Origin of the sequence: Streptomyces sp. GbtcB6, assembly GCF_019091475.1 — a bacterium.
In the GTDB taxonomy this organism is placed as follows: domain Bacteria; phylum Actinomycetota; class Actinomycetes; order Streptomycetales; family Streptomycetaceae; genus Streptomyces; species Streptomyces hyaluromycini.
Map to the genome: position 1 here is coordinate 1 of NZ_JAGXJL010000088.1, position 25,963 is coordinate 25,963.

Sequence of the window (25,963 nt, forward strand, 5' to 3'; positions counted from 1 at the left end):
GCACCCTACGTGCCGGCCACGACAGAACGGATGCTTGTCTAGCCTGGTTCGCTGCAGATCTCAAACGCGGTCTCAGAAGCAGAGCAACAGTTGGTGTCATCGAGGCCCTGCCTGCGATCCGCAATCCATTCGCGGACCACCGATGCGCTCATGCTCTTGAGGTCGCGGTTGCCGAGCGGACCAACGATGTGAAGGCGGACCCGTGACCTGTACTGGGCAAGTGTGCGTGGCTGAACCTTCTGGCCGCTCAGCCACATCTCGGCGAGTTCCTTCACGGTGAGCACATCGTCCCTTGGGTCGATGTAGGTGCCGTCGTTGACCGCCGCCCGCATGGCGGTTTCATGGGCGCGCGCGTCGGCTTCGTGTTCGAATAGTTCGGTGAGTAGCTCGCTGTCCGAATTCCTCCAGCGGGCCTGCCAGCGAGAGCCCTGTCCATGCACCTTGGAGGGGACTTTCTTGTGTTGGCAGAGCTTTTCTTTGCCGTTCTTGCTCGGCTGCTTATGCCAGCGATCGTAGGGCAACGTGAATTACTTTCGTGATGTGGTGAGCCGGGCTTGGTAGAGGATTCGTGCACGGTTTGTTGTGCGGCCTCCGGCGATTGGAATGTTGATCCATGGGAGTTGGATTGTCAACGCCGATCAGCGATGGCGGATCCGTCGTTACTATTGAGGCGAACCCTCCCCGAGGCCTCGCGAGTTTCCGCCAAAAATCTGCGAAGCCTCAGAGGGGCTAATGAGGGACTTCTCATTTGGTGCAGCCGGAATCTCGTGGCACTGTTTCGCATGCCATCTCAGCGGGTAGCAATTCGCCCCAACTTTTAGTGGAGTGCATACGCGTCGAACAACTGCTCGCGCCGTCGAGGCCACCAGCAGCGCTGGAGATCGCCGTCCATTGATGAGGGCTGAGGAGCTGGCAGAATTCCTTGGTGTGCCGTTGAATACGGTCTACATATGGAACCATCGCCGCCAGGGCCCACGAGCCCACAGGGTGGGTCGGTACCTTCGGTATCGCTGGGTCGATGTAGAGGTGTGGCTGGAATCCCAAGCGCTAGATCGCGTCGCCTGAAGGCGCAGCTGGTTTCCGGGGACCTGGGCATCGGAGGACGTTGCCGTCGGGTGGTTCAGCTGGACATGCAGTGCGATTCGTAACGGGCTACGGGGCGTCGATGGTCTTGGAAGAGCGCCAAGGAGGCTGGCCTGACTGACTACGGCGGACTGCGCCAGGTATCCGGGGTACGGCGCTCAGAAGTCGCCCAGCTCGCAGCCATCAGCGTCGAGTAGTACACCCGCATTGAGCGTGGCAACGTCGGCGGCGTCTCCGAGGACATCCTCGATGTCCTCGCCGGCGCCCTGCGCCTGGATGACGTCGAACGCGCCCCCCTGGCCGCGCTCGTCCGTGCCGCCAACAGCCCCCACCGTGTCCCCGACCGCGACGGCGGCGCCAGCCACGTACGGCCCAGCCTCCAGCAGAACTTCGACGCGATGATCGGCGCCGCCGCCTTCGTCCGCAACGCCCACCTGGACATCTTCGCCGCCAACGCTCTCGCCCGCGCCCTGCACGCAGAGGCTCTTGACAGCGACGAGCAGCCGCCAAGCCTGGCCCGCTTCGTCTTCCGCCCCCCGCCCGACGGCCCTACCACGGCGGGGAGGGCCTCGCCCACGACGCGGTCGGCAGGCTGAGCACCGAAGCCGCCCGCACCTCCGCCGATCCCGGCCTCACCATCGTCACCTACACCCTCGCCCCACCGCGCGCCTCGTCACCGCATTTCTCGCGCACAGAGCTCTGAACAATTTCTCCGAGGGCCTGGACGCTCTGGAGCGAGCCGTCACGTTGGCGCGCAGCTCGCAGAGCCGGTTCGACGAGGCCCAGGCCCGCAACCTCATGGGCCTGATCCATCTACGACAGCGCGAACTCGACTCGGCGGACGCGCATTTCGGGCAGGCAATGTCCATCTTCCGAGACCTGGGAAATGGTCAACGAACAGCCACCGCACTGTCCAACATCGCCAGCACCCGCCTGAGTGCCGGCCGCGTGCCCGAGGCCGCCTCGGTCATCGACGAGGCGCTTGCCGCGCACCGGGCCCTGGCCAATCGTGGCGGAGAAGGCAACCTCCTTCGGATCGCAGCCGCCCTGCGACTCGAAGAGGGCGACTCCGATGCCGCCCGGCGATCCATCGACGAGGCGCTCGACATCGCGCTCGCCCTCCGCGACCACACCCGGGAAGGCTTCTGGCTTCTCACCCTCGGCGACATCCAGCGCACCATCGCCCAGCACGGCGACGCCCTGACCTCCTACCAGCGCTCCGCCGTGCTCCACCGACGCCTCGGCGACCGTAGCCGCGAAGCCCTGGCCTGGCGCGGCACGGGCCAGACGTATGCCGCGATGGATCGTCACGGCGAGGCCGCCACCTTCCACCGCCAGGCCGCGGCCGTTCACCGCGGCCTAGGGGACACCTGGCAGCTCGCCCTGGAACTTGACCACCTGGCCTCAGCCGTTCACCCGGAGGACCCCGAGACCTCCCGTGGCCACTGGATCGAGGCCCTGACCTACCTGACCCCTTATACCGACCCTCGGGCAACGTCCATCCGCTCCCGCATAGAAGCGTTGCTGACCCGAGCAGTCGGTTGATGCCGTCGCCGGTGTGGCCAACGAAGTCACCAAGCCTCGGTGACCACGCGTCAGCCGTCCTGTCGGACGCCTCCCCTATTTGCCGGGTCGTCCGAGCTGGTGACGGCTCCAGCCTGCATCGCGCCAGGACTCGGGGGTGAGGGGCGTGCGGCGGTCGACCAGCAGGGGGTTGGCGGGCTGCTCCACCAGGGCCTGGGGGTCGGCCTGCTGGTACTCGGGCCATTCGGTGGTCAGAACAACGGCGTCAGCGCCGTCCAAGGAAGCGAGTAGGTCGTCCGTGTAGTCCAACTCGGGGTTGCGGATCATCGCCGTGGCCACGGCCTGCGGGTCGTGAATGGTGACGATGGCACCAGCCTGCTGGAGGGCTAGGTGTCTTGGGCTCACGGCCATCAGAGTTTCCAGTTCCTATCGGCAAGGCTTCACACACCGGAACACGAAGAACCCCACTCCTCGGCGGAGCGGGGTTCGTCCGTGCCCTGCGGAGCCGACCGCAGGTACTGTTCTGGTGTCGACGCAGAACAGGAGCCAGTATGCACGCTCTGCCCGAGGATCACACCGGTGTGCGGATGGCGCGCTTGCGCCGGGAACGCCACCTCACTCAAAGAGCGGTCGCAGAGCTGACCGGGATTCCATACAGCACCTATACGAAGACTGAGCAAGGTGTCATTTCGGCCACCCCGCACGTCGTCGCTGCTTTTGCCCGCGGCCTGCGGATCGAGGTCGCCACGGTCGTCGGCCAGCCCTACACAGATGAGTTGCGGACCGACGAACTCGACATCCTGATAAGGCCGATCAGAGAAGCTCTGGACATCTACGACCTCGGGGCCGATTCCGACGTCGGGCCGCGAAGCCTTGACGAACTCAAGAGCGACGCCGATGCACTCCTGGTAGCTGTCCGCGCCGGTGAGATCAAGAAGGCAGCCAGTAACGTCGCTGGGCTCATCGAGGAGGGCACCACCGCGGCCCATGCGTTGAACAGCACGGAGGGCTGGCTGACGCTCGCGTCCTTCTACCGCACGGCCTACGACGTCGCGGCCAAGCTCGGATTCCCTGATCTTGCGCAGCTCTCGCTTGCTCGCGTGGACTGGGCCGCGGAACGAGGCTCCGACGCCGTTCTCGGCGGCATGTACCAGTACCTCCGCGCCCTCACCTACCTGCGCGAGGGTAAGTTCGAGATCGGCCAGCGTCTTGTTAAGAAGGGGCTGTCCACACTCCAGCAGGCGGACCAGTCCCACGAGCGCGATGTCGTCACCGGGCAGCTCCACCTCGGTGGCGCAGTGATGGCCGGCCGAGCTCACGATCCGGGCAAGGCCCTGTCCCACCTCGAAGAGGCGGAGCGAATCGCGGGCACGACTGGAGAAGCTGTCAAGGTGCACTACTTGACCTTCGGCCCCACCAACGTCAAGGTGCACCGGGTTTCCGTCCTTGCTGAGCTTGACCAGTATGGCGAGGCAGTCGAGGCCACCGGTGGCCTCACCATCCCGAAGGACTGGCCGAAGTCTCGTACGAGTCACCACTACGCAGAGGTTGCTCGCGCGCAGATGTGGACTGGGAAGCTCGAAGCGTCCTTCCAGAGCCTCCTCAAGGCCCGCAAGACGGCGCCACAACAGGCGAAGTACCACCCGACGGTGCGGGAGACGTACAGCGGCTTGGAGGCCGCGCACCGTCGACTTCCGGAGAGTTTCCTCTCATACGGCTCGTGGTTGACCAGCCGTTAGTCGCACAAGGTAAGGCTTTGGCCCTAACTATCATCAGCTCGTGATAGTTAGGGCCTAGTCGTGCTTGCACCATGTCGTCACTGGCCACTTCGACATGGAGCCGACCATGACGACGAAGCACGCCCAGGCCCAGCAGCGCACCCGTCGACGCGCACCTGCTGAGGCCCCTTCAGGTACGGATCCTCACGCCCTTACCGCATTGCAGCCACGCCCGAAGCGCACTGTCCGGTCGGCCCCACGCTCCCCCAAAGAGGACGTGATGACGACGACAGCCGTACGAAGGCCCGTGGTGGTCCTGAACCGCGACCAGGATGTGATGGATGAGCGGTTCGCAATCGGTCCGCGTGGCCCCAATCTCCAACCGAGTCAGCAAGCTGCTGCTCGGGTTGGCATCATGCGGCGGATCGCGGCAGCCCAGCTCAGGTTTCACGGCCTCGACGTTCTGATCGACGCGGTGCAACTGGTCGTCTCGGAGCTGGTGACCAACGCGGTGAGACACAGCGGTGCGGCCGAAGGGCGGGTGATCCTGACCACCCGTGAAGGATGCCTGCACATCGTCGTCGTGGACGGAGTGCCGGGGGAAGCGTCGCTCAAACCGGCGGGTGCGACCGCGGAGTCAGGGCGAGGCCTTCACTTGGTCGATGCCATTGCTATGGAGCACGGCGGGGCCTGGGGTACCAGGGCTGCCGGCGCGGAGACCTGGTGCCGTCTCGAAGTACCGACGATGGAGGGTCAGTCGTGACCGACTGGTTATCCGCCCCCACGTCCTCCTCCGCTTACCTGGCTATGAGTAAGCCCCGGCAGCCGCGCGTCAGCGCTCATGGCCTGGTCACGCCCTTGCCCCTGAGACCGGAGGGTGAGCCGGCCTTTGAGTGGAGCGTGTCGATCGTCGCCAGTGCGGCTGCGGGTCTTCTTGCGCGGCAGCGGGTGCGGCCGTGGCTGACGATCGGGCATTGGGAGGGTGACGTCGACATCGCGGCTCGCGTCGCGGACAAACTCGTCGACAACGCCGTCAGCCACGGCGAGCCCTTCCCCGACGGCACCATCACCCTGCGCCTCATCGTGAATGCCGAATCCCGTGAACTGCTCATCGAGGTGGATGACGCCTTCCGCGACTTCCTCGGTTTCGTCGAGGTCGCCAATCAAGGCATCGATGTCAAGGGCAAGCGCTGCGGCCTGTGGTGGGTCGCCCGCTGCAACGGCCATTTGGCGTGGGATGTGAAGACGGACGAGGACGGCGAGGCCGTGGGCAAGACCGTGCAGGCCATCCTCCCCGTCGACTGACACGTACTACCAGCCCTCTGTCCCCCTGCTGGAACTGACTCTGAGGACCTCATGCATACCCCCCAGCCCTCTGCCCGCCCAGCCCCCCATCGGCGCAGGAGAAAGCGCCGCGCTGCGGTGGATCGCGTCCTACTCGAAGAGATCCGAACCGCGGTCGTTGCACCACTGGTGATCGTCCTGTCCGTGCTGGGCGGTGTTGTCATTGCCTGGCGGACAGTTTCGATCTCGACTGGCCTGCTTCTGACTGCGTTAGCCGCGGGACTCTTGGCCGCCGCAGGAGTGGGGGCGGTACGGGCGCGAGCGGCGGCCACAGCCGTGGAGAGGGTGCACACGGCACAGTTGCAGCGCGTTGTTGAAGCGGCGACGGCTGTGGACAAGCTCGTGGCCTGGTCGGCGGAGGAGCTGTGCCGGGGCGGAAAGGTAGCACTGCCCGAAAGTCTCCCGGCGTTTGAGGAGGCCGGGGCAGCGGATGAAGCGGTGGCTCTGCTGGCTGAGCTTCAGGTGCAGGCGGTCGCCGCCTTGATGCGTGTGCACGACGAGTCGCAGTCGGCGGTGCTGCTGTCGATGCTCCACCAGTTTGCCAAGCGTGAACATGCCCTTGTGGCACGGGCGTTGGAGAAGCTGGATCTCCTGCAAGAAGGGACCGAGGATCCTGATCAGCTGGAGGTGCTCTTCACGCTCGATCATCTGGTGACACGGTTGCGGCGTTGGGTTGAGAGCAAGGCCGTGGTCGCCGGGGAATCGCTGCGCAGCGCCCGTGAACCGGTGAGCGTGATGCAGGTGCTGCGGGGCGCGAACCAGGAGATCCTCCACTACGCCAGGGTGACCGTTGCCGCCAGTACGGTAGGCGCCGAGCTGGGCCTTCCCCGGCACGTGGGGCCCGATCTGACGCATCTGCTTGCCGAACTTGTCCGAAACGCCACGCAGTTCTCCGACCCCGCCACCAAGGTGCAGGTGCGGGCCCAGCAAGTGGCGAGGGGCCTGGCGATCGAGATCGAGGACCGCGTCGCCCTCCCGATGCGGCCGGACGATCGGGCGCGGTGGAACCGTCTACTGGCCGAACCCGATCAGGTCGACGTGGGCGCTTTGGTCAGTGCGGGACGGCTCGGCCTGCTCACCGCGGCGCGGATCGCCCGCCGCCACCGCATATCCGTTCAGCTGACGGAGAATCCTACCGGGGGGACAACAGCATTGGTTGTTGTCCCGGACAGGCTGCTGGTGTCGTTGGCGCTTCCTGTCGCCGCAGTCGCACATCCGGCACCGCCTGCGGTGCCACCGACGATCCAGCCCGCACGCGCGACGCCCCGGTCAGCCCCGGCCTCGGCATCCACCGCCGGGCAAGCTGCTTCTGTCCCGCCCCTGCCTCGGCGCGTGGTGACCGAGCAGACGGAAGTACCCGAACCAGCCCGGCCCAAGCCCCCAGCCGCTCGGCCGCGATACGGCTTGGCCGGCGCGTTCAAGGACGGTGTCGACGCTGTCCGCGCCCAGGGCAGGACGCTCTCGGCCGGGCCGGAGCCGACTGGAACCGTGCCGCCGACCTCACAGCCGTAGTCCCCCCACCCAAGGCCCGCCGCGTGATGGTGGCTGGTCCGAATCCGCAGGAGCGATTTCTCATGACCTACGACAACGGTGGCGACACCGTGATGGCCACCGCGTCCGGGCAGAAGGCCCGAGAGCAGTTGGCCGGGTTGCTGGAGGAGTTCGTCAATGCCGTCCCCGGAGTCACGCACGCGCTGCTGGTCTCCCGTGACGGGCTCAAGCTGGTGGACAGCGGGATCCCCAAGACCCCGGCCGACAAGTGGGCGGCCACCTTCGGCACGCTGGCGTCTTTGTGCGAGAACATCCCGGGCCCGCACGGCGGCAAGGGCGGTCTGCAGATGGCTGTGGTCGAACGCGAGGACGCCCTGATCTTCGTAACGATCGCCGGGACCAGCGCGGTGTTTCCGAACCAACCGGGCAACACGGCAGGCGTGGTCGACACCGTGCTGGCCGTGATCGCCGAACCGAGCGCCAACCCTAAGACGGTGGGTTACGAAATGGGGGAGCTCGTGGACCGGTTCGCCCCGTACATGGTCGCGGCCGTCCGCAGCGCCTGATGAACGGGCCTCGCAGGCACACACCGCCAGCGGCGCAGGAGGGTACAGGTGGCGCCTTCGTACGGCCCTACCTCCTGACCGGGGGCCGTACTCGCCCCCGCCACTGGCTCACCCCGGAGACCGTACTGGTGGCCGGAGACGGGAGAGCCGGCCCGGGACTGTCCGAGGGCGAGTACCAGCAGATCGTGCAGCTGTGCCGTCAAAGGCACCGGTCGGTCGCGGAGCTGGCGGGCACCGTCCACCTGCCCCTCACCGCAGTCCGGGTGCTGATCTCGGACCTCGTCGACGCCCGTGTCCTGGTGCTGTCCGTCACCGCTGCCTACACGCCCGCTGACTCCCCCGACTCCGCGGCCGGGGACCGCCCGACCCAACAGCTCTTGGAGGCACTCCGTGCCGGTCTCGCACGCAAGTGGTCCGACGCCGAAGCCAAGGCCTGCTGACCATTCCGGCCAGGAGGCTGTGGTCCGGGCGGCCGGTGGCCCGGCCGTGCTGAAGATCCTCGTCACCGGAGGATTCGGGGTCGGCAAGACGACCGCGGTCGGCGCGGTCAGCGAGATCGAACCGATCTCCACCGAGGAGTACCTGACCCACGAAAGCACCACCACCGACAGCCTCACCGGCGTGGAGGCGAAGAGCCATACCACCGTGGCCTTCGACTTCGGATACGTCGGCTTCGACCTGCCCATGCCGATGGAACTCATGCTCTTCGGCACGCCTGGTCAAGACCGCTTCATGGATCTGTGGTACGACCTGGCCCGCGGCGCGGTGGGCATCGTGGTCCTCGCGGACACGCGTCGGCTGGAGTCGAGCTTCACGGCCGTCACCTTCTGCGAGCGCACCCGCTTGCCGTTCGTCGTAGCCGTCAACCAGTTCGACAACGCTCACCGCTACCCCCTCGACGAGATCCGGCACGCCTTCGCACTGGCGGCCCATATCCCTGTGGTGGCCTGCGATGCCCGCGATCCCACCTCGGTCGCCGGGGTCCTACTTCGCCTCGTCGACCATGCCCTGACTCGCCTTCCGACCTCTTCCACCTCTCTGGATGCGTGATGACAGACCACGAAACCCCCTATCTGCCCGCGTTCTCCCGCAGGACCGCGACCGGCTTACGCCCCGCGCCCGGCCAGCAGGAAGCATTCGTCCCGCTGCCTGGCGCAATCCACTTGGGCCAGGAAGTGGTCAGTGCGGCCCAGGCCGAGGAGATGGCTGAGAGGCGGGCCCGCGAGGAACTCCTCATGCGCCTCGGCGTGCCCACCGGGCCGGATGACCTGATGGACCAGTTTGCGGACCATCTCGCCGAGACCACGGGCATGCTCTACGGCTTCGTCAACATCTTCCGCGCCGAGCAGACCTTCGTCGGCCTTCACAATCCGCCGCCCGACTCGGGCCACATGATCCTCGGCCGCGCCATGAGCCTGGAGCACGGCTGGTGCCCGGCTGTGGTCAAGCGGAAGAGGGGTTTGCCGTTGTTCGACGTCCACGCCAGCCCGCGCTTCTCCGGCAACCTCGTGGTGGACATGGTGGGCATCCGCTCCTACTTCGGCGCCCCGCTGATCTACGAAGGGATCGCGCTGGGCACGGTGTGCACGATCGATCCCGAAGCGCGCCCGCGTACCGACGCCCGGCGCCTCCTGGACGCCGTGAAGGACGGCGGCGCCTTGGTTCTGGACGCCCTGACGAGTAGCACTCCTGCACGCTGAGATCCGCCTCGCCACCCCCCACTCGGCAGCCCCAAGACCGGGGATCCGGCCGCACTCCGCCTTGCGACCCCGTACAGGGAGAGGGAGACGACCATGCCCACCACAACACCGACCGCACTCACCCCATACCTCACACGCGACCACCACCAGCTGTGGCATGAGGCCGATGCATTCGCCGCCGATTACGTTGCGCTCCGCGTGCCGCGTATGGAGGCGTCCCCCCACAAGGTGGAGCGCAGGACTGCCCAGCTCATGGCCGAGCGGGGCTGGTTCGGAGTGACCATCCCCACGCAGTACGGCGGGATGGCGGCCGGGCACGTCGCCAAGACGGTGCTTATCCACCGGACCGGCGTGGTGTCCGCAGCTGCGGCAGCCTTGCTTCAGGCGACCCTGATCCCGGTCGGCGCGGTGCAGCACTGGGGAAGCACCGAACAGAAGATGCGGTGGCTGCCGCAGGCGGCGGGCGGGACACTTCTCTTCTCGATCGCGGTCACCGAACCGCAGACGGGCGGCCATATCGGGGGCATCGAGACGGTAGCCGAACCGGACGGCGGCTGGTGGGTGATCACCGGCAGCAAGGTCCACATCGGCAACAGCCACTTGGCCGGCCTTCATGTCGTCGTCGCCCGTACCGCGCCGAACGACGTCTCCGCCTCCCAGGCCCTGACCGCTTTCCTGGTCGAGCACGACCGCAAGGGGCTGACCGTGGACCGGCACCGGCCCGGTCTGGGCCTGCACGGCTTCACCGCCGGCCTTCTACGTCTGGATCGAGTCCGAATACCCGAGGCCAACGTGCTGGGAGACGTCGGCCAGGGCCTGTTCGTCGCGCAGAGCAGCAGCATCCTCTACGGTCGCCCCAACCTGACCGCCGTCAGCCTCGGCATCCACGAGGCACTGGTCAAGACAACCGCCCAGTGGTTGGACAGCCGCCCCCGCTACGACGGGCACCTGTCCGACCTGCCTGTCCTGCGGGACCGCCTTGGCGCCATGCAGGCCCGCCTCCAAAACGCCCTCGGCCTGGCCTATCACGCCGTCCACCTCCTCGATCGCGGCCTGGCATGCGACTCCCACCTGATCGGCGCCAAGCACACCGGCCACGAACTCGCCGCAGCTTCCGCACGCGACGCGATGGAACTGCACGGCGCCCGCGCCTTGGACGGCGATTACCCGCTCCAACGCCTCTTCCGCGACATCCAGTACACCTACCCGCCGGCCGGGACCGGTGAGTTCCAGCGGATCCACCTTGCCAAGACCGCTCTGGGCGAGACCGAGATCGAGTGGTCCGAGCGGCTGGCCGCCGAAGCCGCCTGGGCCCGCCTTGATCCAACGGCCACGTAGTCCTCCGCGGCAGCCCTCACCGCAGCTCCAACGAGGCGGCCCTAATGAATTCCCTCGACTCCCGTGCGCGGCAGCCCGTGAATCCGCATTGCCGCGCACGGGTTCCGCGTCCTGGTCCTTGACACCGGGCACACGCCCAGCACCCCAGCAGACTCGCGACCCAAGGAGGAATCGTGACTAACCGACCCGACCAATACGGTGAACCTGTCGTGCGGGTGATCACCTTCAACCTGGAGCACGATGGTGGCCCCGACAAGGGCGGTCAGCCCCCACAGCGGTGGCAGGACGCGCACGAACTCCTCAGGGACCGCCGTCCGGACATCCTGCTAAGGCAGGAGATGACGTACAGCCGGGCCGAAGGCGGCCGCCGGCTTCACGCCGCCGAGCGTGCCCTCGGCATGCGGGGTTTCCTCGGCGCCCCAGGCTCCGGCCGTAACGGCACCGGCCTGTTTGTACGCCCCACCACATTCGAAGTCCACCAGCAGTTCGACGACAACCGGATCTGGCGCACCCCGCCCACGAACACGATCGTGCGCCTGCCCGAGGCCCCTGACCGCAACATCGTCCTGGCGAGCTGGCACGCCGCCTTCAACTCCCCCCGAGGCCGCGAACGCGAGGCCGAGGAGATCAGTGCCCTCGCCGACAAGATGAAGCAGGGATCTGCCTTCATCGGCGGCGGGGACTGCAACGAGTACCCGCACCCGGCTGGCGAGACCGTCCCGCCCATCGACTGGACCAGCCCCGACGTCACCGACTACGCGCACGTCGTCCACCGCACCAACCCGGGCCCCAACGGATCGCGCATCAGCTGCACCTACCTGGACGAAACCCTGCTGCGCTGCGGACTTCACGACCCCGCCCGCTACGCCGCCGACAGCCTCGGTCAGGGCTCCGCTCTGCAAGCCACCGCCGGCCACGCGGCGAAAGGCCAGGGCGGGGGACGCCGTATCGACCGCCTCTACCTCGACCCCTGGACGATCACAGCCGTCCTCGACGTCTCCGTGATCGATACCACCGGCATCAGTGACCACCATGCCGTCGAAGTGGTCCTCTCCTACCGAGGCCTCGTCGAGGCACTGCGCCGCACCGTCGATCCCCGGCCCCCGCACGTCGTAGCCGCCTGAGCCCGACCCGGTTCAGACCGTCGCCCACATCGATCACGTTGGCACGGACATCACGCCGCTCGACTACTTACCCCGACCAGTTTCTCCGGACAGGACAATCAGTGCTCCAGACCCGCTCCACCGTGCTTGCCGACACCCGCGGCCGCCCCGACCTGGCCAAGGAGGTCAGCTCGATCCTGCACGGGGCAACGCCGCCGATGGAGAAGACCACCGCCTTGCCTTTCTCTGCCGACGCCCGCTGGGACCGCATCGCGGCCACCGTCCTGCTTCTCCTGTTCGACCTGACCCAGCAGGCCGCGCGCTTCGGTTCCGGTATCGCCCCGTGGGGCCAACTCGCGGTGTACGACGTCGACGACTTCGCCCCGTTCACGGCTGGAGGGTCGATATGAGGATGCGCGCCGTGACCTGGAATCTCTTCTGCGGCGGTGTGGACGGTTCCTCGGAGGAACGGCTCCACGCACAGGCGGAGATCCTCGCCGGTCTGGAGCCGGACGTTCTCGCCCTCCAGGAGTGCACACAGTGGGACGAGGCCGAGGAGAGACGCCTGCTATGGATGGCTGACACTCTGGGCCTGACGCTGGTGTCGATGGCTCGCTCGCGCATCGGGGACGGCCGGAACCACACGGCCTTGCTCTACCGCTCCTCGAAGCTACGTCTGGTCGGCAGGCGGCGGCTGGGCGAGGGGGTCTTCCACCACGCGTTGATCCGTGCGAGGTTCCGGCTGTTCGAAGCGGACAACGACCACGGTGATTTCCTGGCGCTGGCTACCCACCTGAGCTACACCGATGGCGAGAGCCGGTTGAGGGAAGCACGGTGGATGACCGACTACGCCGGAGACTTCCCCGGAGTACCACCCCGCGCCGTGCTCCTGGGCGACATGAACTGCCCAAGTCCGTCCGACGAGCCCGACTGGGACAAGGTGCCGCGGAACCTGCAATCCCGCTACCGACTTGTTCAGGACGACGGAACGTTCGGCGACACGGACACCCGGGCGATGCAGGTACTTCTCGAATCCGGCTGGCAGGACCCGGAGACGATCACCGGCACGCGGCGGGCCGCGACCGTCGGCTACTACTACCGCAACGAACCTGTTCCCCTGAGTCTGGACCACGCTCTCGTGTACGGCCTCCAGGTGTACGGCTACCACACCCACGACACGGCCGGAGCTCGCAAGGTCTCCGACCACCTGCCGGTCGTCCTCGACGTGGAAGCAGGCTCCCTCTCATGACAGCGTCCACAACGGCGGGCATCATCCCTACGGCAACGGATCAGGCGGCGGAGCTCCCGTGGAAGCAGGAGCTGAACCACCTGCCCATCCCGTACAAGCCCCACACGCACCTCACGGGTGACGCGGCCATCCAATTCACAGTGCGTGTGGTGAAGGCGTATGGCATGGGGGCAACGATCCGCGACATCGGAGAGCACACGCCCCGCTCATTCGGAACTGTCCACCGCAGCCTGCTGAAAGCCGGCGTGAAGTTGCGCGGGCGAGGCGGAGCACACGACGGAGTACGACTGCCCGTCGCGTGAGACACCCGGTGCTGAGGGGACACACGCTCACCGTCCCCCGCGGTCAGGACAGACCTGCAGCAGACCCCGCCCCTATCCAAGTGGGCGGACTCACTTCAGTGCGCCGGCGTCGAGAGACGCGGGGTGCCTCAGGGTTACAACTACGAAGAGGCTGTATGCCTACGACGGTCATTGCCACATGTGACTTCCATTCCAGCGTCCCGGACGGACACTCCACCGTGGCTGCCATCGCCCGCTGGTGCACGGCAGGTGCCCTGGTGATCGACGCCGGTGACTTCTTTGGCGGTAACGCCTTCCACGAGTACTCACGAGGCGAGGCCGAAGAGCGGATTTTGCGCGAGTGCTACGACGTCGTGGTTCCTGGCAACCACGACCTGGCCGATCTGATGCGCATCCGGCACCCGCAGCTGTTCCCTCCCGTGGTCTGCTGCAACCTCACCCCTCCGACAGCCTTCGCCGGTCGTTGGGAGAAGGGTCTCCTTCTGCCGGCACGAGACCTGCGCGTCGGCGTGGTCGGATTCATCGGCGCGCAGGCGTACGAGGCGGTCCCGTTGGAGGAACGGGCCGGGTTCGCATTCACCCAGCCGACCGCCGAGCTGCTGACCGCGGAACGCGACCGGCTGCTCGGCCTGGGCGCCGACATCGTCATCGGAGTGAGCCACAGCGGTTTCCAGCGGGATGTAGCCCTACAGCAGTGCGGGATGAGCCCGTTCGACCTCATCGTGGCTGGCCACTGCCACAGCGAGGACTACCACTGGACGTCCGGCGGACGGCATGTCGTGAAGGCTCCGGAGCTGGGCGCCGGGCTGCTGCGCATCGATCTCGACGTCGCCGGTGCCCACACCTTCACAACCGAGTACCACCCTCCGGACGGCAGCCCTACCGGACCGGGCACAGACTCCCTCTCTGCGTACGAGGAGTGGGGTGCCGGAGTGCTCGGCACCCTCACCACCACGATCCCGGACCGGGCGGTCCTCGCCCGAATGCTGGCTGAGCAAGCTCGTACGAGCAGCGGCGCCGACGCCTTCCTCCTGAATCTGCCGACGCTGCGGAGTGGCCTGCCCGAGACGGTGACCCGTCGCGCGTTGGCCGACGCCGTTCCCTTCGACACCACGCTGGTGCGGCTGACCGGCGAGCACGACATCAACGCCGTCGTCCAGCAGGCGCTGGCCATCGGCGAGGAACCGGTGAGCACCTCCGTGCTTGCTCGCGGACGCGGGAGCGTGGTCACCACCGCCTACCTGGCTGGACGACTGGGCGTGCCGCACACCCCCGTCCTCCCGCACCTCACTCTCCGCTCCACCGTCATCTCTCTCTTAGGGAGCCATGAATGAACGACCTGCTCACTCTGAACGCCCCTGAAGTGTTCGAGGGGCACGACGGCCACCGTCACTTCGCGGAGTTGTTCTACGGGCCCGGTGCCGGCCGGGCGGTGATCGTCTTCACCGCCCCCGCTGACCACCAGCGCAACCAGGACCTGACCCTGGGGCTGTTGTCCGCTCTCGGCACGGTACTCAGCGTCTACCCGGGCCTCGGTCCGTGGAGCGACCTGACCGTACACACTGACGCCGACCCCGGTCGCACCCACGGAGTGGGCGAGAACCGGCTCCACATCGACATGGTCGACCGCGACCTCACCCCTCGGATCATCGCCCTCTACTGCGTGCGTGACGATCCGCAGGGCGGTGGCGCCTCCGCCCTGGCGGACATGTGGTCCGCCGTCGACTCGCTGAGCGACGGGGACCGCGAGGCCTTGAAGCAATCGGTGTACCGGTACTGGACCGACGAGGGCGTGCACGGCGTCGGCCGTTCCCTTGAGCGATTCCCCATCGTGCCCCAGGAGCTGACCGGGGGCTTCCCGGTGCGCTTCACCAGCAAGATGGGCCCGCACCTGGAGAAGGGCGAGCTGGTGGACACCAACCTGGTTTCCGCCGACCAGGCCGCAGGCGCGTTCTCCCGCTTGGCTGAGGCCGTGTACGCCGTGCGCACCACTCACCGACTGCAGCCCGGTCAGGTCCTGGTGTGGGATCAGCAGCGATACGCCCACGGCCGCATGCCGCTGGGCGAAGGCCAGGCGGAGCTGCCCGAGGACCGCCGGCGCCTGCTCCGCCAGACCTACGTCGCCGAGAGGACCGCCCTGTGATCCTCACCGGCCAGGCCATCACAGAAGCCGTCCACCGCGGGGAGATCACCATCAGCCCGTTCGACGAGGCGATGGTCAATCCCAACTCCTACAACTACCGTCTCGGCCGCACCCTGAAGGTGCCCACCGTGGAGGTCACTGACGCCCGCCTTGACACTCCCTGCGAGGAGATTGAGATCCCCGAAGGCGGGTACGTCCTCCAGCCGCGCACGGTCTACCTCAGCACCACGGTCGAGGTGATCGGCAGCCCCCTCTACGTGCCCAGCCTGATCGGCCGCTCCTCGGTCGGCCGCCTCGGGTTGTTCTTGCAGATCAGTGCCGACCTTGGCCAGCTGGGCGCCTGCCACAGCTGGACTCTGGAGATCGTCGCCGTCCAACCGCTGCGGGTCTACGCCGGAATGAAGATCGGCCAGGTGTCCTTCTGGACGCACGAGGGCCACCGGCAGCCCTACCAGGGCTACTACGGGCACATCAGCGAAGCCGTTCCCTGCCACCCGCACGCCGCACTCGGCAACCCGACCCATGCCCTGGAGATGACGGCATGATCCTCACCGGTCCCGAGATCACGCATCGTGTGAAGAACAGCGAGATCACCATCGAGCCGTTCGACCTCAGCTGTGTAAGCCCCAACAGCTACGACTTCCACCTCAGCAAGGACATCGGCTGGTACACCGACGAGGTTCTGGACTGCCGGGCCGAGAACTCCTTCGAACGCGGCACCATCCCGGAAGAGGGGATGCTGCTGGAGCGCGACCGGATCTACCTGGTCTCCACCGAGGAAACCATGGGCAGCGAGCACTTCGTGCCGATCATCCGGGCCCGCTCCTCGATCGCTCGCCTGGGCTTGTTCGTCCATGTCACCGCAGACTTGATCGACATTGGGTCGATCAACCGATGGACCCTTCAACTGCACGCCGTTCAGCCCGTGAAGATCTATCCCGGTATGCGTGTGGGCCAGGTCACCTTCTGGCGCCCGCTCGGCGAGATCGAGCTGTACGCCGGCAAGTACCAGGGCTCCACCCTCCCCATGCCCTCGCAGGCCTACCGCGACTTTGAGCAGGTGACCTGATGCCGCTGCTGTTCTCGCCCTCGGACCGGGTGGTCGCGGTTGTCGCCCACCCGGACGACGCAGAGATCCTGTTCTTCGGCACGCTGCGCCGCTGGCGCGAGGCCGGCGCCGAAGTGGCGGTCGTGATCGTGACCAACGGCGCAAACGGCGTCTCACTCACTGACCAGGCCGATGGGGCGCGGCTGGACGCTTGGGCCCGGCCGGCAGAGTCCGCCGTCTCCTACGAGGGCACCGGCATCGACCTCGAATGCCTGGACCTGGCGGACGGCTCGCTACAGCCGGACCGGCACCTGATATCCCGGATCGAAGCTGCCCTGGTCCGCCTTGAGTGCACCGTACTGCTCACTCACCCGGTACACGACGGACGCGACCACCAGGACCACCACGCGGTGTCCCGGGCGGCACTGAACGCCGCGGCCCGGGTGCCCCTCTGCACCACGATCCTCCACGGCCAGCCGTTCGGCCCGTACCAAAGCGTCAACCCGACCGTGCTGGTGGACATCACCGACCACATCGATGCCAAGGTCAAGGCTCTACAAGCACACGGGACCCAGTCCGGCCGCTACTACCTCGGTGAGCCATTCACCCGGCATCGAGCGGCGGCAGCAGGCTGGGACCGCCTGCCACACCGAGCCGCCGAAGGGCGCTTGTTTGAGGCCCTGGTGCCGTCCCTGGTTCTCCTCACGGACTCACCGGAGCGGCGGCCGTGATCTACATCGAGCAACCGGCCTTCCTACCCTGGCTCGGGTTCTGTGAGGCACTGCTGGCCTGCGACATGGTTGCGCTCTACGACGACGTGCAGTTCGAAGACGGCGGCTGGCAGAACCGCAACCGAATCAAGACCAAGACCGGCACCCAGTGGATCACCGTTCCCGTGACCAAGAGGCACGGCCAGCTGATTCACGAGACCCGCATCGCCGACACCTTCGCCCCGGACACCTTCGTGCGCACCCTGCGCATGGCCTACGGCCAGACCGAATTCTTCGACGAGGCGATGGAAGTCCTCACCCCGCCGCTGAGCGCAGGACACCAGTTCCTGGCCGACCTCAACGCGGACATGTTGTACCGCATCCGTGACGCACTCGGCGCCGCCTGCGCCATCCGCTTCACCTCACGGATGCCGCTGCCCGCTGAAGGGCGGATGGAGCGGATCGTCCGGGTCTGCGAACACACGCGGCAGTCCGTCCTGTGGGCCGGATCGGGCACCCGCGGCTACCTCGACACCACGGCCCTCCAGCACGCCGGCATCTCCGTTCTCTGGAACGAGTACTACCCCCGCCACCCCGTCTACCCGCAAACGTGGGCCCGCCAGGGCTTCACGGCTGCCCTTTCGGTCGTCGACGCCGCCTGCAACCTCGGCTGGGCCGGTCTGCGGGGCCTGCTCCTCGACGGACTCACTACCTACCGCTCCCGTCCGAACGGAGTGCCTGTATGAGCACGACACGGATCCTGACTGGCATCGACCTGCCAGCAGCGCCGTCCTGCGGCAGCATGATCCTGGTCGCCGACGCCTACCGCGCCATGCCCGAGGTGCACACGACCTTCCTGACCATGCCGCCCGTCGACCCGGCCTGGCACCACCCCTTCGACGAACTGGTCGCGCTCCGCGTGGCCAAGCAGCCGTACGGCGACCCTGCGTTCGACACGTACGTCGCCGGACTTACCGCCGAGGTGGAAGACCTGATCAACCGGCACCGGCCCGACGTGATCCACGCTCAGCACCTGGGCTTCGGGCTCAGCCCCGCGTTCGCCCGCGCCGCCGACCGCATCCCGGTCATCAGCGTCGCGCACGGCACCGACGTGATCGCCGCAGACCATGTAGAACAGGCTCGCGTTGCCATGACCGAGGTTGTCGCGGCCAGTACCTTCGTCATCGCGCCGAACAGCACGCTCGCCGAGCACATTGACCGTCTCACCGAGCACCGGTACACCGGCCGGCTCACCGTCGTCCCCTGGGGAATCCCAGTTGCCGAAGCTCTGGTGCGCCATCGCCCGCGCAGCAGCACCGGCCCTCTGTCCCTGCTCCATGCCGGCCGCCTGGACGAGAACAAGTCGACCATCACCGCCATCGAAGCGCTCGCCCTCACCAGCCAGCCCCACCGGCTTACCGTCATCGGTAGCGGCCCCGAGCTGAGCCATCTCATCAAGAGGGCCCACGACCTCGGTGTGCATGGCCGTGTCGCCTTCGAACCGTTCCTGCCCCGCGAGGAGTTGTGGCGTCGCTTCCGAGACTTCGACACTTTCGTGTTCACCACCGCCGAACTGGAGGCGTTCGGCCTCGTCGCCATCGAGGCGCAGGCTCACGGCTTGCCCGTCGTCTACTCCAACCTGCCCGGCATGAACACCACCCTCGGCCAGGCCGGAAGCCCGTACACACCCGGTGACCCGGCCAGCCTCGCCGCCGCGATCGACCAGATGGCTCACGACACCCATTGGCGCGACGCCCTCGCACGCGCAGGACTGGACAACGCCCGCCGCTACGACATCACCACCACGGCCGACCTGCTCGCCACGCTGACTGCCCGCGCCATCGCCGCCGTTCGTACCTGACCTTTGTCCCGCCGCGGGCCGCCCGCCGGCCACCCGCGCCACCACCATCGTCGGGAGAAAAGCGTGTCCAGCACTACCGTGGCCTTTGCCTCCGTCCCGCCCGGCGCCTTCCAACGGCGCCTGGCCGACGGCCAGCTCCAGACCGTGCACATAACCAAGACCGTCCAATGGCAGACCACCCCCTTCAGCGTTGGCCTCTACCAGGCCTACCGCGACGCCCTCGGCATCACTGCCGACCCGGAACTGGAGATCTGGGACGACGTCTGGAAACCCGGCCCGCTGTTCAGCGACGCCAACGTCCACGGCAATGACGTGCCGGTCGTCGGCGTCTCGTACAACGATGCCCTCGGCGCCGTCGCCTGGCTGAGCCGACGCGACGGCCGCGCCTACCGGCTCCCCACCGAAGCCGAGTTCGAGTACGCCGTACGCGCCAAGTGTTCCTGCACTGCGGCCTGCGACTTCAGCTCAGTTCCCCACCGCAAGCACACCGGCCGCGCGTGGCCCGAGGCGTTCCTGTCCTGCTGGAACGCCTCCGCCAAGACGGCGAACCCGCATGGCATCCACGGTCTCAACGGAGTGCTCTGGCACTGGTGTTCCGACTGGTACGCCCCGTACCCCGACGCCCCCGATACCACCGACCCACACGGACCCGAGACTGAGCCCACCTCGACGCTGTGGAAAGGACGAACCCTGCCCGCCGGGCGCGTCATCCGGGGCGGTTCGTACTCCTATCCGGAATGGTATGGCCGCTGCGACAACCGACACTTCTCTTTCTCGGACGACCGGAATGTAAACCTTGGATTCCGAGTCGTCTTCGACGCCGCCTGAGCGGATTCGCTCAGCTCTGCAATTGCTCAACCTGGCTTGGATATGGTCCGAAGGGCACCTCGCCCCGATAAGCGCCACACGATAATGCGCACCGTGACAGGAAGGCCTACGAGTGGAAATACGGCAGCAATCAGAACCCGCCCACCGTGCTCCGAGGATGTTGAAAGTCGGGATTACCGGCGGCGCGAGCGCCGGACATGTCGTCCCCGCACTGGCCGTCGCCGCTGAACTGCGGCGGGCCGGAGTCGAAGAGCTGGTCTACTTCGGCCGGGCCGACAGCATCGAGGCTGGCCTTGCTGAGAAGGCCGGCATCCGGCTCGTCCCTGTCCCCTCAGCGGGTCTGCACCGCTATCGGTCCTGGCGGAACGCCGTCATGCCGCTGACCGTGGTGCACGGGGTGTTCGCCGCCTGGCGAGCGATGCGACGCGAGCGGCCGGACGTCGTCTTCAGCAAGGGGAGCTTCGTCTCCGTGCCCGTGGGGGTAGCGGCCTGGCTGAACCGGGTACCGCTGGCCATCCACGAATCCGACCACTCCCTTGGACTGGCCAACCGGATACTGTCCCGCTTCGCCCGCACCATCTACCTTGCCGAACCGGGACAGAACCTGCCACGTTGGCTGGAACGCAAGGCGGTAGTCACCGGCCTTCCGCTGCGTGACGACCTCGCCGACGGACGGCCGGAGAAACTGCGCGCCCACCTCGGCATCCCGGCCCACCTACCCGTCCTGCTGATCTTCTGCGGCAGCAACGGCAGCACCCGCATCAACGACGCGATCCGCCGTCAACTTCCCGCCCTCACTGCCCGGTTCGCCGTCCTGCATATCAGCGGACCAGGTAACCTCGACCCTTCCCTCAGCCAGGTGCCCGGATACTGGCAGCTGGAGTACCTTCACGACGACATGGTCGACGCCCTCTGGCTGGCCGACCTCGTGATCGGCCGGGCCGGCGCCACCACCCTCGCCGAACTGGAGTCGCTGCGGAAGCCCGCCGTACTGATCCCGCTTCCAGCCTCAGTCAGTCGAGGCGATCAGTTGGACAACGCCGAGGCCTATGCCCGACGCGGAACCTGCATCGTCGTCCCGGACGACGAACTGCTTGCTGATGGCCGGCCGATCGTGGCCGCCTGCGAGCAGTTGCTTCTCCGCCTTCAGGACAGTGGGCTGCAACCCGACCCGGACAAGATCCACCGCGTCGCGCGGGACATCGCCGCCCGGACCCTACGGCTCACTCGCCCTCGCGGACGTCGTAAGACCTGACCGAGTCGGGGCTGCCCGGTCAGACCCGGCCCTCAGGCAACTCCCCCCGGAACAGCACGTGCCAGTGCATGTGCTTCGACTCCTGGTATTCGCCTTCGTTCGTCACTACACAGGCGGCCCCATGCTCTTCACGTACCTGTCCGGCAACCTGGCGGACCACCCGCAGGACGTCCACGAGCAACTCCTCGCCGCCGTCGCCGAGATTCACCAAGGACGGGATGTGCTGTTTCGGGACCACCACGATGTGCACGGGGTAGCTCGGCCTGGTGTGCTCGAAGGCGAGCACTGTGTCCGTCTCTTCCACCACCTTGACCGGCGTCTTCCCAGACAGCGCCTCGGCGCAGTAGAAGTCCGACACCTTCTCGGCAGTATTCACCGAAACGCTCACAATGCCACCCAATCCCTAGAGTTGTACGACCGCGACGTCATTTGGCACAGGAAGCACGACAGGTGCGCCGACCGGCGGCCGAAGAACGATCACCAGCCAGGCTACACGCGTGCCCAGAAACCCCATAAACTCGAAAAACCCATAAGAAAGTTCAAAACTCGAAAACATATACGGAAATGAAGACGGCGATTTCGAAATCCTCGAACTCATCGTCGGGACGCATGAGTAGGGCGCCGTACGCCCTCAGGGCGAGGGGGTCTGCGGCACCGAACGACGCGGGACCTTGGCACGGCGAGGCCATAGCCGAGCTGTGTGGCGAAGTCCTCCCGCTCCTTCGCCCTACGTGAGTGCCGACGGCCTCGCGTGGGCCTCGGCGATTCGGCCAACCTCGTACTGAGGCCGATCCGTACGCCACAAGGGTCGATGCATCAGTCACGACGTGTGCACTGCGTGAGCGTGCGGAATCCGCGACGTCTCAAAAACGTGTGTTCGATATCGCGGTGCCGCTCGTTGACCCATGCGTCGCCTGTCCGTACACAACAACCGTGCATGGGAGTGCAGTTGACATCCGTTGACGCCATGGACGTACCAACCGAGATCCCCCCGCCGCCACCCGCCGAGATCGTCTACAGCGGCGAGTATTCGACCAACCCGCTGGACAACGTGTCCTTTAGGCAGATGTGCGCCAAGTTGCCGTCGGTGCTTCAGCGCATCGCCCGGATGGCCTGGAAGCTCGATGGCGCCGCGATCTGGCTTGAGCTGCGATTGCGGCTCCACAACGCCGGTCGGCGGACCGACGCCCTCGTCTCGGTCGGCGCCGCATTGTTGGCCGCGCTGGCCCTCGCGGCCCTCGATCTCAAGGAAGGCCGCCGCACGAACCATCCGGAACTGGTCCTGTTCGCCTCCTGGGGCGAACTCCAGGACTACGCCGCCTACGATCCCGCCGGCGGCGATCTTCAACCCTGCTCAGCGGTGTCGACGGTCTGGTCGGCGATCCAGTCGGTGACGTACGTGCACCAGTAGCCGGTGAAAGGCGGCAGCCACTGGGCCGGGTCTTTGTCGAGCTTGGACCGGTTGGAATCGCGTGAGTTCGCAGAATCTTGGAGTTGCGCCGCCGCGAACCCGCGCGTTGGTTCCGTTTCTGAGGGGGCTGGCGTCCGGGTTCCGGCTTGGAACCGTTCAGTTTCTGGTAGCCGCTCCTCGGAGCGCGGCGACCGCTCTGCGAAAACCACTTCAGACATCCAGCATGCGCGGGCACGGTGACTCTTTGTGCCTGCGACGGACGCGCCAGGGAAGCTGCGCGAGCGCTTCAAACGCCGCAGCGCGGACAAGAGCTGGTCGATCATCAGGGAATGGGTGCGTTTGACGGCACAGACGTTCCTCTCGCCTGTCACTGTGGTTATCTCGGTCCTGTCAGGCACCGACCTCTTGGTGAGCAGCGTGGCGTGGCATCAGGAAGCTGGCTGCCAGGGCGACGGCGAAGCAGGCGATGGTGAGCCACAGGGCGTGCTGGAAGGGCGGAGTGTAGGTGGCTGGGCTTGGCCGGGTGCTGCCGGTCTGGGCGAAGAACAGGGCGCCGATGCCGGCGATGCCGATGGCCGAGCCGATCTGCTGGATGGAGTTGTAGATCCCTGAGGCCGATCCGGCGTCCGCGATGGGCACGTCGGCAAGGGTGAAGTCCAGCAGCGGAGCGACCACCAGGCCCATGCCGGCACCTCCGAGTGCCAGGGCCGGGGCCGTCTTCAGCGAGGTGACGTCCTCACGCCCGACGATCCAGACCAGCCACACCAGCGCGGTGATGGCCAGCAGCAGGCCGATCTGCATGACCGGTCGACCGACCTTGGGGGCTAGGACGCCGGCGCCCACACCGGCGAACACCGGGACGACGGCGCCCCACGGGATGCCGGTCAGTCCGGAACGGAGGACTGAGTACCCGAGGCCGACCTGCATGTAGAGAGTGAACACCAGGAAGAATCCGATGACGCCGCCCATGAAAAGCAGGTTGACCAGGAGGCCGCCGGTGAACGACTTGTAGCCGAACAGGCTCAGCTCGATCAGCGGCGAGCCGTCGGTGCGCGTGCGGCGGCGCTGATAGGCCACGAACAGGGCCAGCACGGCCACGGCCCCGGCCATCGAGGCGAACGTCCAGGTCGGCCAGCCCAGGTCCTGGCCCTTGATGAGTGGGTAGATCAGCATCAGCATCGCTGCCGAGGCCAGCACCACGCCGAGAATGTCCAGGCGGACCTTCCCGGGCGCCTTGGACTCCGGCAGATGCATCCACGCCAGCACGAGCGCGATGACCCCGACCGGCACGTTCACCCAGAAGATCGCCCGCCAGCCCATGCCGGCGATGTCGCCGGAGGTCAGCAGCGCGCCCAGGATCGGGCCGCCGATCGTCGCTAGTCCGGCCAGCCCACCGAACGCCGCGACTGCTCTACCGCGGTCTCTCGGCGCGTACATGGTCTGGATCACGGCCAGGACCTGCGGCACCATCATGGCCGCGAACAGGCCCTGGACGACGCGGGCGGCGATCAGCTGCCACGACGTCTGGGAGGCGCCGCAGGCCGCCGAGGCCACCGACCTGGGCGGAGCGTACTCCAGCGTCCAGTGGATCGCCGCCGGCTACACCTTGGCCTTCGCCGTCGCACTGATCACCGGGTCCCGGCTGGGCGACATGGACGGCAGGGCGACGTTGATGATGGTGTTGTCCAGCAGGTCCATGAACATTGCCAACAGCACCACCACTAGCGCTATCGATCGGGCCCGGCCGGTGACCAGCGGAACGAAATCGTCATCCTGGGTCTGTATCTGTGTTCCCTGATCGGTGGCCATTCGGCGGGCTCCTTGTCGCTGCGATGTCGGGTTTGGTGCCGGAGCGCGGGTCGCGCCCCGGCGAGTCTCGCCTTCGGCGGAGGTCAGGCGTCGAGGGCGTCGTTGATCTTGCGGATCATCTCGGCCTCGGCGGGCTTGGGGCCGCCTACGACAACCGACTGCATGATCGTGTCAATCAGGCGGCGGAAGTTGTCCGCCTCGGCCGGGTCCTTGGCGTTGAGCAGATGCATGGACCCGGTCAGGGCCGGGAACACCTGGTCGGCGATCTCAGCGGTCGACGAGCCGTCCAGCTTTACTTTGGACTTCTCCGCCAGAACGTGTCCGACCAGGCCAGTGGCCGAAGACATCGCCTTTCCCGCGGCTATGCCCCCACGCGTGGAGGAAATCACACCGGGGTCGGCCGTCAGAACCAGGTTCATCACCCCATGCACTGCGGTCTGGATGGTGAGCCTGTCGTCTGCGTCGAGCGTGATCATGCTGTCGTCGTTCATCGGATTGGGTCCTTTCCGTGGTTCAGCGGAGTGGCGGGCGGTCGGCATGTTGACCACCCTTGGTATTTAGACGATCGCTTAACGTGATAGTCGAATTGCGATCAGGTTCAGAGGGAGAGAGTCGGGTGACAGACGGAACTCGGCGAGGTGCTGCGGCTCTACCAGGCCGAAGTCGACGATTTTGAACGCTAGATGGCGCGCCTACTGGGCGTGAACGAGACCGACTTGCGCTGCAAGGAGACTCTGCTGCAGTACACACCTGGGGCCGCGCCGAGCCAGTTGGCCGCCTGGCTCGGGCTGACCACCAGCAGTGCCACCACAATGCTCGACCGGCTGGAGATGGCCGGCTACGCAGCGCGCCAAGCACCCCACCGATCGGCGCAGAACCCTGGACAGTCCCACCCCGCAGGCCATGGCCCGCGCCTACTGGCTGGTCGCGTCCCTGACCGACGAAGCACAGGCCACGGTGCTGGTCGGGCTACGACACCGGCCAGATCGAGCTGATCACGGGTTTCCTGTGGCAGACCTCGGAGTTGCAGCACCGCCACACTTTGCGCCTGCGCAAGATGTCGCCGGAAAGGACGGCTGGGGGCGGCACCGGCGTGCCAGATCAGAAGCCTGCTTCCCAGACCTCATCCCGGCACCGAAGGTCTGCGGCACCGCTGTCCGCGACACCCGGCCTCCCACCCGCCGCGGCCGGACCCACCCCCTCCGGTGCTGCCCGCATCGAAGCCCGTGAGTCCGGGTGGTCCTGCGGCGGGAAGCGGCTCACTCATCGCGGTCGTGCCCCCGCAGCGCCTGCTCGGCAGCGGCCATCCGGCGCTTGACCCGAGGCATGTGGTTGACGGCTCGCATGGCGGTGCGCATGCCCGCGAGCATCGCGCGGCCGACCACGGGCTTGTGCAGGGGGCCGTCGCCGCTCATCTGGTCCAGGGACTTCTCGACGGCTTCGCGACTGTAGGCGATCATCTTGGTCTCGTAGTCGCGGA

The 25,963-nt window shown here is 66.9% G+C and carries 34 protein-coding genes and 1 pseudogene; 27 read left to right on the top strand and 8 right to left on the bottom strand.

Translation table 11 applies throughout. From position 1 onward, the window contains the following. Window positions 1-38: 38 nt before the first annotated feature. Window positions 39-521: a hypothetical protein gene (locus tag KVT45_RS51850; RefSeq protein WP_217561548.1), complete on the bottom strand. Its 483-nt coding sequence runs from the start codon at window positions 519-521 to the stop codon at window positions 39-41. Window positions 522-894: 373 nt separating this feature from the next. On the opposite strand from KVT45_RS51850, the gene KVT45_RS51855 reads away from it, so the two are divergent. Beyond that, window positions 895-1,065: an AlpA family transcriptional regulator gene (locus tag KVT45_RS51855; RefSeq protein WP_217561549.1), complete on the top strand. Its 171-nt coding sequence runs from the start codon at window positions 895-897 to the stop codon at window positions 1,063-1,065. A 176-nt stretch (window positions 1,066-1,241) separates the two neighbouring features. On the opposite strand, the gene KVT45_RS51860 is transcribed toward KVT45_RS51855, so the two are convergent. Next, window positions 1,242-1,559, bottom strand: a complete 318-nt coding sequence (locus KVT45_RS51860; protein WP_217561607.1) for a hypothetical protein — start codon at window positions 1,557-1,559, stop codon at window positions 1,242-1,244. Here KVT45_RS51860 and KVT45_RS58580 point away from each other — a divergent pair. Both KVT45_RS58580 and KVT45_RS51870 read left to right on the top strand, forming a co-directional pair. After that, window positions 1,482-1,679, top strand: a complete 198-nt coding sequence (locus KVT45_RS58580; protein ID WP_217561551.1) for a hypothetical protein — start codon at window positions 1,482-1,484, stop codon at window positions 1,677-1,679. The two genes, KVT45_RS51860 and KVT45_RS58580, sit on opposite strands and share 78 nt — an antisense overlap. A gap of 151 nt (window positions 1,680-1,830) precedes the next feature. Next, window positions 1,831-2,628, top strand: a complete 798-nt coding sequence (locus KVT45_RS51870) for a tetratricopeptide repeat protein (RefSeq protein ID WP_254648616.1) — start codon at window positions 1,831-1,833, stop codon at window positions 2,626-2,628. A 75-nt stretch (window positions 2,629-2,703) separates the two neighbouring features. Here the strand turns inward: KVT45_RS51870 and KVT45_RS51875 are convergent, their stop codons facing one another. Next, window positions 2,704-3,012: a UDP binding domain-containing protein gene (locus tag KVT45_RS51875; protein WP_308311140.1), complete on the bottom strand. Its 309-nt coding sequence runs from the start codon at window positions 3,010-3,012 to the stop codon at window positions 2,704-2,706. 146 nt (window positions 3,013-3,158) lie between these two features. Between KVT45_RS51875 and KVT45_RS51880 the strand changes: the two genes are divergently transcribed. The 22 genes from KVT45_RS51880 (at window position 3,159) to KVT45_RS51980 (ending at window position 21,263) form a co-directional block, all read left to right on the top strand. Beyond that, window positions 3,159-4,346 (top strand): helix-turn-helix domain-containing protein, encoded by a 1,188-nt coding sequence (locus KVT45_RS51880; protein ID WP_217561553.1) that lies wholly within the window; start codon window positions 3,159-3,161, stop codon window positions 4,344-4,346. A 259-nt stretch (window positions 4,347-4,605) separates the two neighbouring features. Beyond that, the gene (locus tag KVT45_RS51885) at window positions 4,606-5,088 is read left to right on the top strand and encodes an ATP-binding protein (RefSeq protein WP_217561556.1); all 483 of its coding nucleotides are present in this window, start codon (window positions 4,606-4,608) and stop codon (window positions 5,086-5,088) included. A 137-nt stretch (window positions 5,089-5,225) separates the two neighbouring features. Then, entirely contained in the window at window positions 5,226-5,630 is a 405-nt protein-coding gene (locus KVT45_RS51890) for a hypothetical protein (RefSeq protein ID WP_217561558.1), read from the top strand. A gap of 117 nt (window positions 5,631-5,747) precedes the next feature. Continuing rightward, window positions 5,748-7,181: an ATP-binding protein gene (locus tag KVT45_RS51895; RefSeq protein ID WP_217561560.1), complete on the top strand. Its 1,434-nt coding sequence runs from the start codon at window positions 5,748-5,750 to the stop codon at window positions 7,179-7,181. Window positions 7,182-7,243: 62 nt separating this feature from the next. Further along, the gene (locus KVT45_RS51900; RefSeq protein ID WP_217561562.1) at window positions 7,244-7,726 is read left to right on the top strand and encodes a roadblock/LC7 domain-containing protein; all 483 of its coding nucleotides are present in this window, start codon (window positions 7,244-7,246) and stop codon (window positions 7,724-7,726) included. After that, window positions 7,726-8,166, top strand: a complete 441-nt coding sequence (locus KVT45_RS51905) for a DUF742 domain-containing protein (RefSeq protein ID WP_217561564.1) — start codon at window positions 7,726-7,728, stop codon at window positions 8,164-8,166. The genes KVT45_RS51900 and KVT45_RS51905 overlap by 1 nt, the downstream gene beginning before the upstream one ends. A gap of 46 nt (window positions 8,167-8,212) precedes the next feature. After that, entirely contained in the window at window positions 8,213-8,776 is a 564-nt protein-coding gene (locus KVT45_RS51910) for an ATP/GTP-binding protein (protein ID WP_217561567.1), read from the top strand. Next, a complete protein-coding gene (locus KVT45_RS51915; RefSeq protein ID WP_254648617.1) occupies window positions 8,776-9,426 on the top strand; it encodes a GAF domain-containing protein in 651 nt (216 codons plus the stop codon). Before KVT45_RS51910 ends, KVT45_RS51915 begins: the two co-directional genes overlap by 1 nt. A 93-nt stretch (window positions 9,427-9,519) precedes the next feature. After that, window positions 9,520-10,764 carry an acyl-CoA dehydrogenase family protein gene (locus tag KVT45_RS51920; protein WP_217561568.1) on the top strand — a complete coding sequence of 415 codons (1,245 nt, stop codon included), beginning with the start codon at window positions 9,520-9,522 and terminating at the stop codon, window positions 10,762-10,764. A 173-nt stretch (window positions 10,765-10,937) separates the two neighbouring features. After that, window positions 10,938-11,888, top strand: a complete 951-nt coding sequence (locus tag KVT45_RS51925; RefSeq protein ID WP_217561570.1) for an endonuclease/exonuclease/phosphatase family protein — start codon at window positions 10,938-10,940, stop codon at window positions 11,886-11,888. A 101-nt stretch (window positions 11,889-11,989) separates the two neighbouring features. Beyond that, on the top strand, window positions 11,990-12,277 hold the full coding sequence (locus KVT45_RS51930) for a hypothetical protein (protein WP_217561572.1): 288 nt from the start codon (window positions 11,990-11,992) through the stop codon (window positions 12,275-12,277). A gap of 2 nt (window positions 12,278-12,279) precedes the next feature. Then, entirely contained in the window at window positions 12,280-13,116 is an 837-nt protein-coding gene (locus tag KVT45_RS51935; protein ID WP_254648623.1) for an endonuclease/exonuclease/phosphatase family protein, read from the top strand. After that, a complete protein-coding gene (locus KVT45_RS57970; protein ID WP_302832692.1) occupies window positions 13,113-13,418 on the top strand; it encodes a helix-turn-helix domain-containing protein in 306 nt (101 codons plus the stop codon). Before KVT45_RS51935 ends, KVT45_RS57970 begins: the two co-directional genes overlap by 4 nt. A gap of 155 nt (window positions 13,419-13,573) precedes the next feature. Then, window positions 13,574-14,752 (top strand): bifunctional metallophosphatase/5'-nucleotidase, encoded by a 1,179-nt coding sequence (locus KVT45_RS51940; protein ID WP_217561576.1) that lies wholly within the window; start codon window positions 13,574-13,576, stop codon window positions 14,750-14,752. Beyond that, window positions 14,749-15,561, top strand: coding sequence for a TauD/TfdA family dioxygenase (locus KVT45_RS51945; protein WP_217561578.1), 813 nt, complete (start codon window positions 14,749-14,751; stop codon window positions 15,559-15,561). The genes KVT45_RS51940 and KVT45_RS51945 overlap by 4 nt, the downstream gene beginning before the upstream one ends. Next, on the top strand, window positions 15,558-16,106 hold the full coding sequence (locus KVT45_RS51950; protein ID WP_217561580.1) for a deoxycytidine deaminase: 549 nt from the start codon (window positions 15,558-15,560) through the stop codon (window positions 16,104-16,106). The genes KVT45_RS51945 and KVT45_RS51950 overlap by 4 nt, the downstream gene beginning before the upstream one ends. Continuing rightward, window positions 16,103-16,630: a dCTP deaminase gene (locus KVT45_RS51955; RefSeq protein WP_217561582.1), complete on the top strand. Its 528-nt coding sequence runs from the start codon at window positions 16,103-16,105 to the stop codon at window positions 16,628-16,630. Before KVT45_RS51950 ends, KVT45_RS51955 begins: the two co-directional genes overlap by 4 nt. Next, window positions 16,630-17,340 carry a PIG-L deacetylase family protein gene (locus KVT45_RS51960; protein ID WP_217561583.1) on the top strand — a complete coding sequence of 237 codons (711 nt, stop codon included), beginning with the start codon at window positions 16,630-16,632 and terminating at the stop codon, window positions 17,338-17,340. The genes KVT45_RS51955 and KVT45_RS51960 overlap by 1 nt, the downstream gene beginning before the upstream one ends. Next, window positions 17,337-18,065 (top strand): WbqC family protein, encoded by a 729-nt coding sequence (locus KVT45_RS51965; RefSeq protein ID WP_217561585.1) that lies wholly within the window; start codon window positions 17,337-17,339, stop codon window positions 18,063-18,065. The genes KVT45_RS51960 and KVT45_RS51965 overlap by 4 nt, the downstream gene beginning before the upstream one ends. After that, window positions 18,062-19,180, top strand: coding sequence for a glycosyltransferase family 4 protein (locus KVT45_RS51970; RefSeq protein WP_217561587.1), 1,119 nt, complete (start codon window positions 18,062-18,064; stop codon window positions 19,178-19,180). The genes KVT45_RS51965 and KVT45_RS51970 overlap by 4 nt, the downstream gene beginning before the upstream one ends. A 63-nt stretch (window positions 19,181-19,243) precedes the next feature. After that, a complete protein-coding gene (locus KVT45_RS51975) occupies window positions 19,244-20,008 on the top strand; it encodes a formylglycine-generating enzyme family protein (protein ID WP_217561589.1) in 765 nt (254 codons plus the stop codon). A gap of 157 nt (window positions 20,009-20,165) precedes the next feature. Beyond that, a complete protein-coding gene (locus tag KVT45_RS51980; RefSeq protein WP_217561591.1) occupies window positions 20,166-21,263 on the top strand; it encodes a glycosyltransferase in 1,098 nt (365 codons plus the stop codon). A gap of 19 nt (window positions 21,264-21,282) precedes the next feature. Here KVT45_RS51980 and KVT45_RS51985 read toward each other — a convergent pair whose 3' ends face one another. Further along, entirely contained in the window at window positions 21,283-21,621 is a 339-nt protein-coding gene (locus KVT45_RS51985; RefSeq protein ID WP_308311142.1) for an HIT domain-containing protein, read from the bottom strand. A 609-nt stretch (window positions 21,622-22,230) separates the two neighbouring features. On the opposite strand from KVT45_RS51985, the gene KVT45_RS58295 reads away from it, so the two are divergent. Continuing rightward, window positions 22,231-22,674 (top strand): hypothetical protein, encoded by a 444-nt coding sequence (locus KVT45_RS58295; protein ID WP_217561609.1) that lies wholly within the window; start codon window positions 22,231-22,233, stop codon window positions 22,672-22,674. Between the two features lie 390 nt (window positions 22,675-23,064). On the opposite strand, the gene KVT45_RS51995 is transcribed toward KVT45_RS58295, so the two are convergent. The 3 genes from KVT45_RS51995 to KVT45_RS52005 form a co-directional block, all read right to left on the bottom strand. After that, window positions 23,065-24,228, bottom strand: coding sequence for an MFS transporter (locus KVT45_RS51995; RefSeq protein WP_217561595.1), 1,164 nt, complete (start codon window positions 24,226-24,228; stop codon window positions 23,065-23,067). 45 nt (window positions 24,229-24,273) lie between these two features. After that, a complete protein-coding gene (locus KVT45_RS52000) occupies window positions 24,274-24,483 on the bottom strand; it encodes a hypothetical protein (RefSeq protein WP_217561597.1) in 210 nt (69 codons plus the stop codon). An 83-nt stretch (window positions 24,484-24,566) separates the two neighbouring features. Next, window positions 24,567-24,974, bottom strand: a complete 408-nt coding sequence (locus KVT45_RS52005) for a hypothetical protein (protein ID WP_217561599.1) — start codon at window positions 24,972-24,974, stop codon at window positions 24,567-24,569. Window positions 24,975-25,166: 192 nt separating this feature from the next. Between KVT45_RS52005 and KVT45_RS58585 the strand changes: the two genes are divergently transcribed. Next, window positions 25,167-25,478, top strand: coding sequence for a MarR family transcriptional regulator (locus KVT45_RS58585; RefSeq protein ID WP_368857572.1), 312 nt, complete (start codon window positions 25,167-25,169; stop codon window positions 25,476-25,478). Between the two features lie 264 nt (window positions 25,479-25,742). Here KVT45_RS58585 and KVT45_RS52015 read toward each other — a convergent pair. Then, a pseudogene (locus KVT45_RS52015) lies at window positions 25,743-25,963 on the bottom strand (FAD-dependent monooxygenase); the annotation flags it as partial.